Annotated in this window: 14 protein-coding genes; 6 read left to right on the plus strand and 8 right to left on the minus strand. The window is 34.6% G+C overall.

All coding sequences use genetic code 11. The features are described 5' to 3' along the window. The coding region (locus tag BM212_RS12405) for a transposase (protein WP_177206338.1) at window positions 1-162 on the minus strand (162 nt) is incomplete at its 3' end. A 344-nt stretch (window positions 163-506) separates the two neighbouring features. On the opposite strand from BM212_RS12405, the gene BM212_RS04895 reads away from it, so the two are divergent. The 3 genes from BM212_RS04895 (at window position 507) to BM212_RS04905 (ending at window position 4,215) form a co-directional block, all read left to right on the plus strand. Then, window positions 507-1,394: a glycine betaine ABC transporter substrate-binding protein gene (locus BM212_RS04895; RefSeq protein WP_072693577.1), complete on the plus strand. Its 888-nt coding sequence runs from the start codon at window positions 507-509 to the stop codon at window positions 1,392-1,394. 198 nt (window positions 1,395-1,592) lie between these two features. After that, the gene (locus BM212_RS04900) at window positions 1,593-3,146 is read left to right on the plus strand and encodes a histidine kinase N-terminal 7TM domain-containing diguanylate cyclase (RefSeq protein ID WP_072693576.1); all 1,554 of its coding nucleotides are present in this window, start codon (window positions 1,593-1,595) and stop codon (window positions 3,144-3,146) included. Window positions 3,147-3,222: 76 nt separating this feature from the next. Then, window positions 3,223-4,215 (plus strand): ion channel, encoded by a 993-nt coding sequence (locus BM212_RS04905; protein ID WP_072693575.1) that lies wholly within the window; start codon window positions 3,223-3,225, stop codon window positions 4,213-4,215. A 52-nt stretch (window positions 4,216-4,267) separates the two neighbouring features. Here BM212_RS04905 and BM212_RS04910 read toward each other — a convergent pair whose 3' ends face one another. Both BM212_RS04910 and BM212_RS04915 read right to left on the minus strand, forming a co-directional pair. Further along, complete coding sequence (locus BM212_RS04910; protein ID WP_072693574.1) at window positions 4,268-5,221, minus strand: alpha/beta hydrolase; 954 nt, start codon at window positions 5,219-5,221, stop codon at window positions 4,268-4,270. Between the two features lie 261 nt (window positions 5,222-5,482). After that, a complete protein-coding gene (locus tag BM212_RS04915; protein WP_072693573.1) occupies window positions 5,483-5,917 on the minus strand; it encodes a YaiI/YqxD family protein in 435 nt (144 codons plus the stop codon). A gap of 131 nt (window positions 5,918-6,048) precedes the next feature. Here BM212_RS04915 and BM212_RS04920 point away from each other — a divergent pair, with 131 nt between their 5' ends. Next, a complete protein-coding gene (locus tag BM212_RS04920) occupies window positions 6,049-6,699 on the plus strand; it encodes an HD domain-containing protein (RefSeq protein WP_072693572.1) in 651 nt (216 codons plus the stop codon). 63 nt (window positions 6,700-6,762) lie between these two features. Here BM212_RS04920 and BM212_RS04925 read toward each other — a convergent pair whose 3' ends face one another. After that, on the minus strand, window positions 6,763-8,136 hold the full coding sequence (locus tag BM212_RS04925; RefSeq protein ID WP_198033974.1) for a M20/M25/M40 family metallo-hydrolase: 1,374 nt from the start codon (window positions 8,134-8,136) through the stop codon (window positions 6,763-6,765). Between the two features lie 123 nt (window positions 8,137-8,259). Continuing rightward, window positions 8,260-9,195 carry a CPBP family intramembrane glutamic endopeptidase gene (locus BM212_RS04930; RefSeq protein WP_177206340.1) on the minus strand — a complete coding sequence of 312 codons (936 nt, stop codon included), beginning with the start codon at window positions 9,193-9,195 and terminating at the stop codon, window positions 8,260-8,262. Between the two features lie 176 nt (window positions 9,196-9,371). Between BM212_RS04930 and BM212_RS04935 the strand changes: the two genes are divergently transcribed. Next, window positions 9,372-10,160 carry an ABC transporter ATP-binding protein gene (locus BM212_RS04935; RefSeq protein ID WP_072693570.1) on the plus strand — a complete coding sequence of 263 codons (789 nt, stop codon included), beginning with the start codon at window positions 9,372-9,374 and terminating at the stop codon, window positions 10,158-10,160. Next, entirely contained in the window at window positions 10,150-11,835 is a 1,686-nt protein-coding gene (locus BM212_RS04940) for a hypothetical protein (RefSeq protein ID WP_091896842.1), read from the plus strand. Before BM212_RS04935 ends, BM212_RS04940 begins: the two co-directional genes overlap by 11 nt. Before the next feature lie 47 nt (window positions 11,836-11,882). Here the strand turns inward: BM212_RS04940 and BM212_RS04945 are convergent, their stop codons facing one another. The 3 genes from BM212_RS04945 to BM212_RS04955 are packed head-to-tail and all read right to left on the minus strand — an operon-like array spanning window position 11,883 to window position 16,256. After that, window positions 11,883-14,264: a transglutaminase domain-containing protein gene (locus BM212_RS04945; RefSeq protein WP_091896845.1), complete on the minus strand. Its 2,382-nt coding sequence runs from the start codon at window positions 14,262-14,264 to the stop codon at window positions 11,883-11,885. Then, a complete protein-coding gene (locus BM212_RS04950; protein WP_091896849.1) occupies window positions 14,257-15,294 on the minus strand; it encodes a DUF58 domain-containing protein in 1,038 nt (345 codons plus the stop codon). Before BM212_RS04950 ends, BM212_RS04945 begins: the two co-directional genes overlap by 8 nt. Then, complete coding sequence (locus BM212_RS04955) at window positions 15,291-16,256, minus strand: AAA family ATPase (protein ID WP_072693566.1); 966 nt, start codon at window positions 16,254-16,256, stop codon at window positions 15,291-15,293. Before BM212_RS04955 ends, BM212_RS04950 begins: the two co-directional genes overlap by 4 nt. Window positions 16,257-16,342: the final 86 nt, after the last annotated feature.

Consider the following 16,342-nt stretch of genomic DNA (forward strand, 5'->3'; position numbering starts at 1 on the left):
TTCTTTTAAGTGAAGTAGTCGTTTAGCTAAATCAGAGAAACCAAAGGTATTCATTAGTTCTTTAACTAAGACCAAACCGGAATCACTAGATAAGCGTCCACCTGTATGCGAAATGGTAATGTTAGAATTGAATTTAATCTGTTTTTTGTGTAAGCTAGTCATTAGAAGAACTCCTTTTCTTATGGTTGGTTTCGACACCTTTACTATATCAGAATGGAGTTCTTTTTTCATCACTTAACAGGTGAAACAATAAAAGTATCATAGTGCCTGCCATTAGGCAGTGTTTCCACGATTCAAGCAAAAGTATGAATTATCTAGGATATAGATAAATTGATTAAATATAAAAAAGCTGTTTAGTCAAATATAAGAATTAAAATAGTAATATTTTCGATATACTAAGGTAATTTACTTGTAAAAAATAATTAAATCAAGTAAAAAAGAATAGAGAGAAATTTTTCTGAATGTAGAATATTTTAAAACTTCATAAAAAGATAGGAGACAAAATAATGAAGAATAAACTAATCGGTTTAATAGCTGCAGGTTCAGTTTCTGCAGTTCTTGCGGGATGCAGCGATAACGGAACGACTGAAGAGGCAAACGTTGGAGAACAACTAGAGTATACGATAACAGGTATTGAGCCAGGAGCTGGGATTACTGGACAAGCAAGAGAAATGCTGGAATCTTATGATAATCTGGAAGGCTGGGAATTACAAGAGAGCTCGACAGGTGGAATGATGACTGAATTAGATCAGGCCATTCAAAATGAAGAACCAATCGTAGTAACTGGATGGACACCTCATTGGATGTTTGAAAGATATGATCTGAAAATGCTGGAAGACCCTGAACTTGCTTTTGGTGAAGGAGATGACATTCATACGATAGCACGTGAAGGTTTAGAACAAGATATGCCAGAAGCATATGCGATTTTAGACGCTTTTGAATGGTCTGTTGAAGAAATGCAAGTAGTCATTGATGAAGGTCAAGATATTGAAATGGAAGAAGCTGCAGCAAACTGGGTAGAAGAAAACCAAGATCAAGTTGATGGGTGGCTTGAAGGGGTAGATCCTGTAGATGGGCAACCAATCGATATCATTTCCGTACCTTGGGATTCAGAACGTGCATCTTCTAATGTAATACGTCTAGCGCTAGAACAACACGGATTTGATGTAACTGTAACAAATGTTGATCCTTCTATTCTGTTTCAGGCAGTTGGAAGTGGGGAAGCCGATGCGAGTGTAGCCCCGTGGTTGCCTAACACTCATGGCGCTTTTATGGATGAGTATGGTGACAGTATTGTGGACTTAGGACCTAATGCTGAAGGTACAATGAATGCCCTGGTTGTGCCAGCTTATATGGAAATAGATTCAATAGAAGATTTGCCAGCAGCAGAATAAGACACTATTTCCAAATAAATATTTTGATAAATCTGTAATTGAAAAGTGAGCATGTAAGTCCTTTAAAAAGGAATTTACTGCTCACTTTTTTACTACTATAATCAGAAATTTTGAATTAATTATTATAAAATAATTACAATTATTTTGAATAGTTATGCTATAGTTAAACTAAATAACAATTGTTTAGAGGTAGAGTATATGCATGCACAATTACTTGTTTACATATCAATAATCGCAATTTCTGGAGTATTCAATTTATACCTGTTTGCTTATGTTTTTCATAAAAGGCATTTTTATAAAAGCATTTCTACTTATTTTCTAGCTTATATTTTTGCAATCATAATTTACTGTTTTGGTTCTGTCTTCAGCTTAATGTCCACTAATATTATAGAATTGAAGTTCTGGACAGCAGTTATGTATCTGGGGTTGCCTTTTGCCTCACCTTTAGGGTTGCTTTTTGTTACAAAGTACTTAGCCATAAAGTTAAAACGAGGGTACATCATTTATATGCTTACTATTCCAACTATTAGTAGTATTTTAGTGGCAACCAACGATATGCACCATCTTTATTATAGGAGGCTTGAAATTGATCCAGTGTTGGGAGCTCCGTATTTTCTTCAAGAAATTGGTATCTGGTATTTAGTACAAGGTATTTTAACTTTTGGCTGTATGTTAGCAGCGTTTATATTACTGGCTTCTCATTATAAAGAAATGTCAGAGCAATATAAGCCTCAGATTATTGCATTAATGTTCGGACATTTAGTTCCTATGTTTACTGGCTTTATTTATCTTCTTGGCCTGACCCCTAGAGGAATTGATCCGGTTCCTATGGTTATATGGATATCAAGTCTGCTTTGTTTATGGGCAATCAATTCTTCGCAATTATTCAAGATTATGCCGGTTGCTAAAGATGTTATTTTTAATAGCATTAATGATGCGGTGATGGTCTTAGATGAATCATTGAGACTAGTTGAAATCAATCAAGCCTGCAAAATTCAATTTCCGGGGGTCAACCACTCGATACTTGGAACAAATATTAATAAAATATGGAATGATCTGTTCAATATCCCATTTACTCTAAAAATAGGAATTACTGAAGCATCCATTAAGTTAAATGAAGAAAAGGTCTACCAAGTTCGAATGTCTATGCTGGATCCGCTAAGAAATATAAATGGATACCTAGTTATTTTTACAGATATAACAGAAATCAAAAGACTGCAAGCTTTACTAGAATATCAGGCTTATTATGATGAACTCACACAAATCTATAATCGACGTGCCTTTTTGCAGCAATGTGAGCTGGATCTTGCTGACTCTCAAAAAAAAGGAGCGCCCTTTGCAATTGTGTTAATGGATGTGGATCATTTCAAAAAAGTTAATGATATTTATGGACACCACATAGGAGATCAGCTGCTTGAACACATAGTGACCATTTGTAAATTATATTTAACCAATGGAGAAGTCTTTGCAAGATATGGTGGAGAAGAATTTGTTTTTTCTCTTACTGACTATACGACTGCGAAAGCTGAAGCACTAGCTAATATGATACGTGATCATATTAAAAAAACACCTATGATCACTTCAGAAGGTGAGATTGGTATTACGCTTAGTTTAGGAATAGCTGAAGCAGAAAGAGGTGTGGGGGAGACAGTTTCCAGTTTATTAAATAAAGCTGATAAAGCTTTATACCAGGCAAAAAGAACGGGTAGAAATAAAGTAAACGTTTATTGTCAGGGAAATGTAGTAATTTAATTCATCTTGTTTGGAAAAATGACTCTATCAGAATAAGATAGAATTATGACAAGTTTAAAAAGGATGAATAACTAACATGAGATGGATATTTTACATTATTGGTTTTGCAATAATTTTACTTACTATAATTGACTTGGTATGGACTACTTTATGGGTAGATGGTGGAGCAGGTCCCTTATCCAAAAGAGTAGCAGAGACGCTTTGGAAAATTTTTGATAAACTTGGTAAAAAAAATAGTAAGTTCTATGATTTTACTGGACCAATTACATTGGTGAGTACATTATTATCCTGGTCGCTGATGATTTGGATAGGGTTTGCGCTCTTTTTTAATGGAGATGTAAATTCAATTACTAATACTTCCAATCCAGATGCTCCAGTTTTCTGGTATGAGCGATTTTATTTCACCGGATTTACACTTTTTACTTTAGGTATTGGGGATTATGCCCCTGCAATAGGATTCTGGCAGATCGTAACCACATTAAATTCAGCGGCTGGCATATTATTTTTGACTTTGTGTGCATCTTATATTATCTCCGTAGTAGATGCAGTGGTCCAAAAGCGTTCCTTGGCAACGAGTATAACAAGCTTAGGTATTAAAAGTACTGATATTATAGCAAAAACATGGAATGGTCAGGATTTTCACAATATAGACTTAGTATTAGTTGATATTTCATCAAAGATTAGTTCATTGACACAACAACATCATGCTTACCCACTGCTTCATTTTTATCATAGTAGAAAAGCTGATGAATCTGCTTCCGTGGCGATAGCCTCTCTAGAAGACACACTCACCATATTGCTTTATGGAATGAAGGAAGAAAATTTAGCTAATACATTACTTATCAAAAGTGCAAAATCCAGTATTGGAACGTATTTAGAATCTTTAACAGAGGCATTTGTGGATGCTGCTGATGAAGTACCGGATGTACCTGATTTTTCACCGTTAATTAAACAAGAGTTACCATTAGTTTCGGACCATGAACTAGAAATAATTTTTAAAGAGCATATAGAAGTTAGAAAAAAACTGTTAGGTGCGGTTCGAGTTGATCATCAAAAATGGCCGAAATAGGACGGATTATTTAAGAAAAGCTATGCTTCATTTTGAAGCACAGCTTTTTATTTTAAACTTGTGTGTCTACAGAGATATATTTTTTTAAAAAAGTTGAAACGACATGACGATATTTATCCTTATTCATTACATACGCGTATGCATGTTTAGCTCCAGGAACGATGTATAATTCTTTTGGAGAAGCATTTGCTTCGTATAAATCATACACCATACTTGTCGGAACGAAGTCATCATCTTCTCCATGAATGAACAATGTAGGGGTCTGATTTTTTTTGACTTGTTCCAGGGAACTTGCTTCTTCAAACCAATAGCCAGCTTTAAGTTTTGTAATCAAGCTAGTGATTTGAACGAGCGGAAACTTAGGTAATTTATACATTGTTTTTAGCTGATACGTGATTTCTTCTTCTACGGAGCTGAATCCGCAATCTTCAACAATAGCTTTAACTTGTTCCGGAAGCACTTCTCCACTAACGTTTAAAACAGTCGCGCCTCCCATGCTGATACCGAATAAAACTATTTCGCAATTTTCACCATATTTGTCAATGACCTGGTTAATCCATTGGAGATAATCCATGCGCTCGTGCCAACCGAACCCGATATAGTTACCGTCACTGGTACCATGACCTCTAGCATCAGCTACCAATATATTGAATTTCAGATCGTGAAACAGCTTTGCAAATGGGGCCATATCTCTTAAGCTGCCATTATACCCATGGGCAATTAGTGCTACTTTATTAGTTGCTTTTGGTGCCGGAATATAAATTCCATTAATTTTCAAACCATCTGTTGAGGTTATTTCAGTTATTTCACGTTCAACTTGGCTATACCATCTTTTTTCTTCTGCCCAAGGATCGTCTGGAGAGATTTGTTCATAATTGACCACTTCTAAAAAATCTTTTTCATTATTTGAAACAGCTGTTTTATAAAAGTAATGACCGGCTAAGGCTAAACCGCCTAAAGCTGCTCCAATTCCACCTAAAACGGATAATGCAAGTTTTTGTTTCATATATTCGGCTCCTAAACTTAAAAGTATTCTATCATATCGTATCATAAATTCTGTAAAAATAAGAATAGAACTATCATCAAAAAATGGGACAGTAATAAGCTTTTTTATAAATAAATGTTTGGCAAGTCAATAAAACTGATATTACTTAGAAGAACCAAATATTAGTAATGAATGATTTAAAAATAGTTAAAAATTACTGATTTTTTAGTCAAAAAATATACAGTAAAAGCAGCTTTATAATATTAAATTTACTATTTAATACTATAAGATTTCTCTGAATACTGCTCGGAATTTTTCTCGATCTTCTTGGGTAAAAGCTTTAGGACCTTTGGTGCGTTGACCATTTTTCCTTGCTATAGCACTTAAGTGTCTCGTCTGAAGCAGCTGATCAATATTGTCAGAAGAATACTGGAATCCTTTATGATGCAAAACAAGGCATCCTTTTGGTAACAATAAAGAAGCTAAACCATAGTCTTGTGTAATGACAATATCTCCAGTTTTTGCGAGCTGTACAATTTTGAAATCGGCTGAATCCGCGCCTTGTTCTACATAAACAGTTTCTACATATTCTGGATATTCTTGCAGAGAAAAATGAGCAATACTAGAGACGAGTACAACTGAAATATCTTTTCCTTGAACTTCCTCTATGACGATATCTTTTATGGGACTGGCATCTGCATCAATTAAAATTTTCATTGATAAATCCTTTCTATGAGCTTAGAAGACCTAGTTAAGGCTGCTACTAAGCAAATTACATCCATTTTTAACAGTGTAGCATAAAATGTGGTAGACTATTAGAAATAGTAGCATAGAAAGAAGGAATATATATGAATGAGGAAATCATTCTAAGTGCCGCTGAAATGGTTCGGGAAAAATTAAAAGATGAAGGTTCTGGACATGACTGGTTTCATATTGAACGTGTATGGAAAAATGCAATAAAAATCGGTCAGTCAGAAAAAGTAGACATGTTCGTTGTGCAATTAGCTGCTTTGATGCATGACTTGGCAGATGATAAAGTTGTTTCTAGTGAAGAAGATGGAATTTCTGAGATAAATTATTGGTTAGAAGGCGAAGGCGTGCCATCTGCGGTTACCGAGAAAGTATTGATGATTATTCAGAATATATCTTATAAAGGTGGAAATGGACAAAACTTGGAATCACTAGAAGCCAAAGTCGTGCAAGATGCAGACCGCCTGGATGCTATTGGTGCAATTGGAATTGCTAGAGCTTTTACGTATGCCGGCAGTAAGGGACAACCAATATTCGATCCGCGATATGAAGTACGTGAAGAAATGACGAAAGAAGAATATAGAAATGGAAAAACGAGCACAATCCATCATTTTTATGAAAAGTTGTTAAAGTTAAAAAACTTGATGAATACAGAAACTGCTATAAAAATGGCTCAAGAACGACATCAATTCATGGAACAATACTTGGAAGAATTCTTTAAAGAGTATATGTTAGAAGAAGATGAATAAATTGATGAAAAAAGGAAAACCTTTACCTCGGAGGGTATTGGTCTTCCTTTTTTGCTATTAAATTTAAATCTGTTCTCCTAAATGTAGTATCGCAACACAGGTTGTCTGAATGCCGTTTAAATATTCTTTAATACCAATATTTTCATTAGGTGCGTGATTATCTTCATCAACATTGGCATAAGGAACTGTCAATGAAGGGATTTTTAAAATATCTGTAAAAACATACATTGGACCTGTTCCACCAAGAGCAGGTAAGACGACGGGCAGTTTATTGTGAGAAATTTCAACTGCTCGAATAACTTTTTGGACGATATCTAAGTGCATAGGTGTTCTAGATGGTTTTACACCACCCAAATAATCTAAAGTGATTGTACTCGCTGAGTTAAAATGTTCTACGTGCTCTAAAATGTTTTGGAAAATCAAATCAGGGTCCTGATCGGCTGCTAGCCGCATATCGATTTTAACTTTAGCTTCACTAGGGATAATGGTTTTAGTTCCTTCACCAGTATAGCCACTTCCGAATCCAGCAATATTGAATGTAGGAGAGAGACAGAGTTTTTTATAATATTCTTCAGCAGGTATATCCATTTTGTGCATTCCTATTACTTGAGCAGTAGCTTCTGGATCAAAGGGTAAAGTGCGGATATGGTTTAACTCTTCCTCGGTAGGCGTTAAAATATCATTATAAAAATCTTTAATCAAAACTCGGCCCTTATCATCTACCATTGTACGAATTAGATTAATCAGATCCATTGCGGGATTTGGTGCTATATTTCCTTTATTTCCCGAATGATTGTCTTTGATAGCGCCCTGAGCTTTTAATTCAATATAAAGGAGCCCGCGATTTCCTAAAGTTACAGAAGGCTGATCTTTACCTTCCATGGGTCCATCGGCAGTGTAAGCAATATCAGCTGCAAGAAGTTCTTTATGATTTTCTATAAAAGGAGCAAGATTGATGCTGCCTTTTTCTTCTTCGCCTTCGAATAAAAATTTTACATTGATTGGTAATTTACCATAAAGATCTAGTAAAGACTTAACCGCTAATACATGGGCAATTAATTGACCTTTATTATCTCCCGTTCCACGACCGTAGATTTTCCCGTCGTGAATCGTTGGTTCAAATGGATCTGATTTCCATAACTCCAATGGTTCTGGAGGTTGTACGTCATAATGTCCATAAAATAATACAGTTAGTTTGTTGTCTGGATGTAAAACTTCTCCATATACAACAGGATATCCCTCAGTATCAAGAATCTTAGTATCAATTCCAGCATCTTTCATCATAGTAACTAACAAATCAGCACATTCTAAAACTCCCCTGTTTTGTGCACTGATACTTGGTTGACGAATAAGTTTAAATAGAGACTCCATATGAAACTCTTTTTCTTTATCCAGTTTCTCCCTGACTTTCATAAATTCAATCATTGATTCTTTCATTTTCATTCCCCCTTGGAATATAGTATACACAATTTTGGAATAATATACATAAAAATGTCGGATTTAAATAATAAAAATGTTTTCCTGGACTTTAAAAAGCTATGTAAGGATGCTAAAGCTAATTTAAAATTCTGGAAATTTTCTTTCATCTGGAATTGTTTCATGTGGAACTTTTGAAATATACTTTTCAAAATTATAAAGATAAGGGGTTTGCTCTTGGTTTAATTTTTTACTATAAAAAAGAAGACTTATAACAGCAACGAGGAAAAACATTACAAATAAAGTAGCATATATATTAATGTCATTAATTATATCTTGTTTAGGTAAAAACAATTCTGTATAGCCCCGTTCAAGTATTGCTTTATTTGGAATCAGTGTAGGCAGAATAATAAAAAAGTTATAAAAAGAATGTACAAGAATTGGATAGATTATTTTTTTAGTTTTGATATAGATAACAGCACATAAAATCCCCATTAATAATTGCGGGAGTAATAATGAGCCAATATGAATCCCCATAAATAAAAGTGAACTGAACAAAACCCCTTTTACATTTCCATATTTTTCAGACCATTTATTCAATACGAACCCTCGAAAGAAAATTTCTTCTACTATCGGAGCTGCTATAACAGCTACTGGGAAATAATATAAGAGAGAAGGTCCTGTAGGATCTAAACCTTCAAAGTTCATATTCATAAAAGGAGTAATGAATTCGTCAGGGGAAATAAAAGAAATAATAATACGAAGGATAAAGAAAATAAAAAAGTAACCAGTCCCAGCAATAAGAAGAGTCAATATCCCTATAGGAATAAGCTTTTTCTTGTCCGGATGTCCTCGTCCTGTAATTGCTAAAGAAGAGATATTCTGTTTATCAATTTGACTTAGTGTAATTTTATAAATGAGGTAGTAAAGCGTTAACGAGCCAGTGAGACTAATAATTTCAGAATATTGAAATGGAAAAATGAACAAAAATATCCCACTGATAAGTTCAACTACAAGTGAAGTTAAAATAACTCTCCAGACGATCGACCAAATAGAGGCCTGCTTAAATGTTTCTTCCATGAATAAATGGATCCCTCCGATATTTATCAGATGTGTATATTTATTTAGTAATATTACTAAATGTATCATAGTTTGAACTTAGAATGTAGAGATATGTTATAGATTGTTTGAAGAATACTGTTTTAAAGAAACGTGTGTGATAAAATAGTTTTAATCATAGTCTTGGGGGTACATAGATGGAAACAATATTGGAAATGCGGGAAGTTAGAAAATCTTTTGGTGGAAACCATGTATTGAAAGGGGTGAACTTTTCAGTTCATCCAGGCGAAATCATTGGGTATATTGGCCCGAATGGAGCAGGGAAAAGTACAACAGTAAAAATCATTTTGGGAATGCTGCAGCAAGATGCAGGTGAAATCTTGCTGTTCGGACGATCTCTTTTAGATAGTGGAGATGAGTATAAAGCAAGAATTGGGTATGTACCAGAGAATGCAGAACTGTATGAGACGCTTTCTGCAGAAGAGTATTTATTATTTGTTGGTAGATTATATGGAATAGATGAACAGATCGTTCGTCAGAAAAGTTTATCAATGATGAGAATATTAGGCATTGATGCAGCATTTAAAAATCGATTATCTTCTTTTTCGAAAGGTATGCGTCAAAAGGTCTTGATTATTTCTAGCTTGTTACACAATCCAGATATCTTATTCTGGGATGAACCGCTGAATGGATTGGACGCAAATAGCGTTCAAATTGTTAAAGAAATTTTGTCAGAATTAAAAAAAGATGGAAAAACGATTTTTTATTCTTCTCATATTATGGATACCGTAGAAAAGTTAAGCGATCGAATCATTATCTTAAACGAAGGTATGGTGGTAGCGGATGGTCCATTTGAAGAACTCCAAAAAGATGCTGACGGAACCTTAGAGCAATTATTTAATCAACTAACAGGTTTCAATGAATATGCTGAACTGGCAGCTGATTTCGTTACAGCGATGAAAGGAGAGTCGCACTATGATGCGTAATATCTTTGGTAGAGAATCGAAAAGCAATACACCGTTCTTTATCAAAATATTAGAGTTCTTGGCACCAATGTACCGTGCTTTTGGTGTGGATTATCCTATTTTGAGAGTAATTGTTGAAACGAAAATGGTTATGGATAGTAGACAAGATAGTGTGATTCAAAATTCTGGATGGGGAAATAAGAAGAAAGACAATGAAGATAAAAATGCATTTTTTCAATCTTTGTGGATGTATGCCATATTCAGTTTGATTTTATTATTTGTGTTTGCAATTGATAACATTGTATTTCAATATACAATATTTTTCAGTTATATTTTTGTGATGCTGATATCAACATTAATTGCTAACTTCTCAACGATCTTATTAAATACAAAGGATCAAGTATTGATTGGAACGAGACCTGTTTCATCTAGAACGTTGAGTGCGGCGAAAGCGACACATGTTTTCATTTACCTTATTTCATTTGCTACGGCGATAGCTGGACCAATAGTTATAGCAACCTTCTTTTTCCATGGAATACTAGCAGGTGTGCTGGCTTCCTTGTTAATCATAGTTGCCTCGTTATGGTGCCTATTACTGACAATTATTATTTATGCAACAGTACTAAAACGTTTCAACGGAGAAAAACTTAAAAACATTATTGCTTATAGTCAAATCGGTTTGTCAATTTTTACAATTATCGGTTATCAGATTATGAACCAGGTAATTCAAATTGTTGATCCTGAGGTACTGGCGATTGAACTCAATTTAGATTGGTGGCACGTAATCGTTTTTCCATTGTGGTTTGTAGCACCATTTGGAATGTTGCAGGATGGATGGTCTATTACTTATGGAATCTATATAGCATTTTTACTGTTGGGAACAATAGGGCTTGTAATGCTTTACCGGATTAATAATGATAAGTTAGAAAAAAATCTGCAAAAACTGGATAGCGGAGAAGTTGAAGAGGATAAACGGTCGTTATATGAAACAGTTACGGGTAAATGGTTATCATGGGATAAAAGAGAAGTAGGGTACTATCATTTTGCTTGGCAACTAACAAAACATGAACGAGAATTTAAAACCAGGTTATATCCATCTCTTGCTAGTATTCTTATTTTTCCAGCTGTTCTTTTGTTTTCTTCTTTTAGATTTTCTGAAGGAGCAATAGAAGAATCCATTACTTTTATCTATATGCCTTATTTCACTATGTTGATGCTGCCGATGCTCACTGTGTCCTTACAATATTCTAAAAATTATAAAGGACGCTGGATATTTGAAACGAGTTCGGAAAATGATGAGGGAGTATTTCTTAGGGGAATGATCAAAGCTATGACTATGAAACTAGTTATTCCTATTTATGTATTATTATCAGCAATTGTGATTGTGATAACGGGATTTGAACTAATACCCGTTATTATAAATGGATTTTTATTAATTATTGCTCTTTTCTTTATTGAAGTGAAAAGAACAATTACTGACTATCCTTTTTCTCGCCAATATAATGCATCTGAAGCAAACCAAGGATGTCTAGCGACTGTTATCTTTTTCGGGATTGTAATTATCGCAACTCTATCAATGTTCTTGATACAAGAGTTTATTCCTTTAGGTTCCTATATTGCTTTAGTACTATTGCTAGCAGTAGATAGCTGGTTGCTTACCAAAGGTTTCAATAACACAAAATTTAACCACTTATAAAACTCAAAACAGCTATCCTCAAAGTTCTAGATGAGGATAGCTATTTTTTAATTTTTATATTTAGGCAGGAATTTTAACACTTGTAACGAATCTAATAAAATTATCTTTTGTTCAGCCGATAAAGAATCTTTAGCTGTTTCATGTCCATAAAATACTTGATTCAATAAATGAGCAAATAAATTCAGGACATCTGAATATTCATTTACAGATAAATCTAAACCTTCAAAATAATTTTCGAATGTTTGATTTGATAACTTTTTCTTTTTAATTTGAAAGAGTCTCAATGTCCATCTACTTGCTTGCAGTAAAGATAGTTTATTTTTCTGGATCAGCTTTTCTAAAATCCAGATAGCTACTTTTAAATGGACTGAAAAAAAGTAAAAAGTAAACAGTAGAATAAAAAAGATAGGAATCAAGAATAATAGGTACCAGGAATTAAGACTCTCTTCAGATGAAGTTACAGAATTATTTTCAGACGATTCTTCAATAATTTCTTCTTCTGAGCCTCTTTCAGTCTCTTCTGGTGTTTCTTCGTCAGGCGTTTCCTCTGGAGTTTGAACTTCAGGATCTTCCGCTTCTGGAGAACCCTCTTCTGGCATATCATTCTCATTGAAAGAAGATCCTGAATTTTCTGCCGCCAAATCAGCCTCTGTACGAGTCATTGGATTAGAAAAAGAAGGGCTGGGATCAAAAGGAACCCATCCAGAACTTGGGAAGTAGACCTCAACCCAAGAGTGTGCGTTTGCATTGGTAATCTGATAGTAAGTTTTACCATCAGTATCAGTCTGTTCACTGCCAGGTGAGAAGCCTTTCGTCCATCGAGCGGGAATACCTACTGATCTTAGCATTACAGTCATTGCTGTAGAAAAATTATCGCAATACCCTACCAGTGTTTCAAATAGAAACTGATCTACATAATCTTCCTCTTCTGGTGTTTGAGAAGCATCTTGTAGACTATAACGATATCCTCCATCATTTTTCAAGTATGTTTCAATTGAACGGACCATTTCATATTCACTATCTATGCCTTCAGTCAGTTCGACTGCTAAATCAGTGACTCTTTGAGGTAGGGAAGCTGGAAGCTGTAAATCATCTGGAAAAATTTGAACCATCTTTTCTCTGAGTGATAAATCAGCATCAAACATTGGAACTTCTGTATTGCTGTTTAGAGATTCTAATAGTAGTGTACGCCATCCGTCGTCTTGGTGAAAATTCTCATCATCTATACTTCCTAAAGAAACTGCATCATATGTGATTGTATAACTAGATATGTCCTGTCTTGAATCTGTAACTCTATGATGACCGTTTATATTACTGGCAAGCATCGTAAAGTCGTCTGGAGCATTTTGTATTTCTAATTTTTTCCACCCATAAGGATAAACAATATAGTCAACCGGATTTTCCCATACTAATGTTGTGGTTTCCTGAATTTCAGCAGGCTTTTTGGGTGTGGTTCCATATAATAAGTCGACATTTTCTGGCTCATAAGGAGAGGTGGCGAGACTTCTATCAGAAGGAAGATCGCTGTTCCAACCGCTACCAGTATATTCCATACGGTGTAACACTTTCCAATATTGAGGGGTTTCAGTATAGGCTTTAAATAACGGAGTGAAATCATTTTGTAAAGGACCGCCTAATACTTCATCATCTGTATCCATACCGATTTGCTGATATCTGGATTGAGGCGATCTAGCCCTGATCCAATCAAAGAAACCTTGCTGATTTAGATATTGCTGATAAGCTTCTGAACTTTTTTCCAACCATTCTTGAACGGGTCTTAAAGGAGTGATGCTCCAATAAGTTATTCCAATTAATATAGAGGTTAGTAAAGCCGTGAGTCCTGCAGATTTTAAAAACTGAAACGTATTAAAACGGTGGTCAATATGCACTAGACCAATCAATAAAAGACCAAACCCAGTTACAGAAACAGCAGTACTCAAAATAGCCTGATTTGTGAAAGTATGAATAACAATTAAATATCCAAGAGCTATCAGAAAAGAAGGCATTGCTAATCTTTGCCGGATAGATGTGTAAGTGAGTAATGTGATTAGAAACAATAAGCAAACTGTTGCAAGAAAAACAGGAATAGTCGACATACTGGTTGAAAGAAGAGTAGTCCATTCTGTTTTCCCATATTGCCAGATTAGAGAGAGCCATTCTATGAAATTCATCTGTTTATTAGATGGCGGAAACGTATAGTACAAGAAAATAGTTATTGTTCCGAATTGAATCAGAAAGTAAAGCCACCATTTTTTAAATAGAGCAGCGATGATTTGAGTCATAACAAAAAATAGTACAAAAAAATAAAATCCATTTAATTCATTGATTTTTAAAAAAAGAAATAAGACAGGAAGCAGCAAAAACGTGTGCACGATACTGAGTAAAAATGAACGAATAAAATTAGATAGGGGACTAATATAATTATTCACTGAGCCCTTCTCCTTTCTCTGGAGTAAGCTGCTTTTCGGTCATAATAGTACAAGAGGCTGGCTGACTTAGATATACTGGAATAGTAAGATCGCTGGGCTTAACAATGATAAGTTGTTCAGCGGTATAATCGAGCCTATCAATCAGTTTTTTTATCTTTTGCGTATCTGCGCTAGGCTGAATCGTTAAAAAATCTCTCTTATCATCTTTTGACAGCGTTACCCCATCAAAATCACCAATGAGAAGTAATCTAATCTTATGAGAAATAGACAAATGTTGATATAAACTATAGGTTAAGTTGAGTAATTCTTCGAATTGCAGAGATGAAGAACCGAAAAAACATAAAGTAATAGGCCTAATCTCTTCTGTGTCATATTCTTTAACCATCCATTGCTCACGTTTTAAACTCGATTTCCAATCGATTGCACTCAGTGAATCGCGACTTTGATATTGTCTGATTTCTTTGACTTGAAATTCATGATGAGAAAAGGAGCTACTTTGAGCAGTCTTGATTGATTGAGTATCTATTAATGAGACCAACGCTTTCTTAGTTAAATGAGTAGGAAAAATAGAAATTAAGACTGGTATATTCTGCTTGGAGTAATATTTGAAAATACCAAACAAGCCATATCCTTTTATTTCAAGTGTGAGATGATTATACTGACCTCTTGTAAGAGAAAAATTATCAAATCGGACTTGAATCATATGTTTAAAGAAAGCAGTAGGGTAGATCGTTCTAAGCGAACTTGATTCCAATAACGTAAGTTTTAAAGAAGACATCATGAAAGCCAGAGACCAACGAGGAGTCAGTGTAAATATAAGATCTACCGTTCCATTATCATGGATTTTCCAGTCGATATCCTTGAATTGGATATTTAATGGTGTAGATAAAAATGCAATCAATAATACAAGGGTAAAAGCATAGAAAATGAACCAGGTAACAGTTTCAGGGAAAGTAAAAGTATAAAGTGTGATTAATAAATATAAAAAGAAAAAGGAGAGAAAACGCCAACTAGGGAGATATCTTTTCATTCTGTACGCCTGCTTTTTGTAGGGATTGCTATCTGACTAATCAATTGTTCAATAAACAGATCAATATCTTCTCGGTCTAATTTATTTTCAAATAGCAGTCGATGGCGGAATAAAGGTTTAACAATTGATAGAATATCTTGAGGAATAACATAATCTCGCTCATTGAGCAATGCTTGACTACGAGCAGCAGCTAGGCAATTTTGAACACCACGAGGACTGATTCCCAATTTAACTGCTGGATGATGGCGACTAGCATCTGCTAGAGAAACGATATATTCAAGTAACTGTTTGTTTACATGAATAGTATTGACTGTTGCTTTTAATGAATTGAAATCTGAAAGAGATAAAATCGGATCCAACTTCTCAATAGCAGTTAACTGTTCTGGAGATTCAAGCATACGAACCTCTTGTTCTGGACTAGGATATCCTAAAGAAAGCTGGAAAAGAAATCTGTCTAATTGAGCTTCCGGTAAAGGATATGTTCCTTCGTAATCAATAGGATTCTGAGTGGCTAAAACAAAAAAAGGATCAGGCAACTGATGTGTTTTTCCATCCAAAGTCACTTGTTTTTCAGACATAGCTTCCAGCATAGCAGCTTGAGTTCTAGGAGAAGTTCGATTGATTTCGTCTGCTAGAACGATTTGATTGAAAATTGGACCTTTTCGAAATTCAAATTGTTCGTCATGTAGATTAGGTACAGAAAAACCGATAATATCAGAAGGAATCAGGTCTGGAGTAAATTGGATACGAGAAAAATCAGCTTCTAAACATTTAGATATTGTCTTGATCAAAAGTGTTTTTCCTACTCCTGGAATATCTTCAAATAATACATGCCCGCTTGCTAGCATAGCGTTGAGAGTGAGACGAGTTACTTCCTTTTTTCCAATAACGATTTGATCGACTACTTCGATTAAAGTATGCAGCTTCCGAATTGCTTGAGTGGTTTGGTTTGAAAAAGTCACCTTTTAAATCCTCCTAAAATACAGGTTAGTTGATATTATTGTAAATATAAAATATCTCTAAAACAATGGTTGAACCATAACTTTAG

The organism is Marinilactibacillus piezotolerans (assembly GCF_900114235.1).
Taxonomy (GTDB): Bacteria; Bacillota; Bacilli; order Lactobacillales; family Carnobacteriaceae_A; genus Marinilactibacillus; species Marinilactibacillus piezotolerans.

Bases quoted from the DNA above. Each gene is read 5' to 3' on its own strand.
- BM212_RS04895 (WP_072693577.1), top strand. From the start codon at position 507: ATGAAGAATAAACTAATCGGTTTAATAGCTGCAGGTTCAGTTTCTGCA.
- BM212_RS04900 (WP_072693576.1), top strand. From the start codon at position 1,593: ATGCATGCACAATTACTTGTTTACATATCAATAATCGCAATTTCTGGA.
- BM212_RS04905 (WP_072693575.1), top strand. From the start codon at position 3,223: ATGAGATGGATATTTTACATTATTGGTTTTGCAATAATTTTACTTACT.
- BM212_RS04910 (WP_072693574.1), bottom strand. From the start codon at position 5,221: ATGAAACAAAAACTTGCATTATCCGTTTTAGGTGGAATTGGAGCAGCT.
- BM212_RS04915 (WP_072693573.1), bottom strand. From the start codon at position 5,917: ATGAAAATTTTAATTGATGCAGATGCCAGTCCCATAAAAGATATCGTC.
- BM212_RS04920 (WP_072693572.1), top strand. From the start codon at position 6,049: ATGAATGAGGAAATCATTCTAAGTGCCGCTGAAATGGTTCGGGAAAAA.
- BM212_RS04925 (WP_198033974.1), bottom strand. From the start codon at position 8,136: ATGAAAGAATCAATGATTGAATTTATGAAAGTCAGGGAGAAACTGGAT.
- BM212_RS04930 (WP_177206340.1), bottom strand. From the start codon at position 9,195: ATGGAAGAAACATTTAAGCAGGCCTCTATTTGGTCGATCGTCTGGAGA.
- BM212_RS04935 (WP_072693570.1), top strand. From the start codon at position 9,372: ATGGAAACAATATTGGAAATGCGGGAAGTTAGAAAATCTTTTGGTGGA.
- BM212_RS04940 (WP_091896842.1), top strand. From the start codon at position 10,150: ATGATGCGTAATATCTTTGGTAGAGAATCGAAAAGCAATACACCGTTC.
- BM212_RS04950 (WP_091896849.1), bottom strand. From the start codon at position 15,294: ATGAAAAGATATCTCCCTAGTTGGCGTTTTCTCTCCTTTTTCTTTTTA.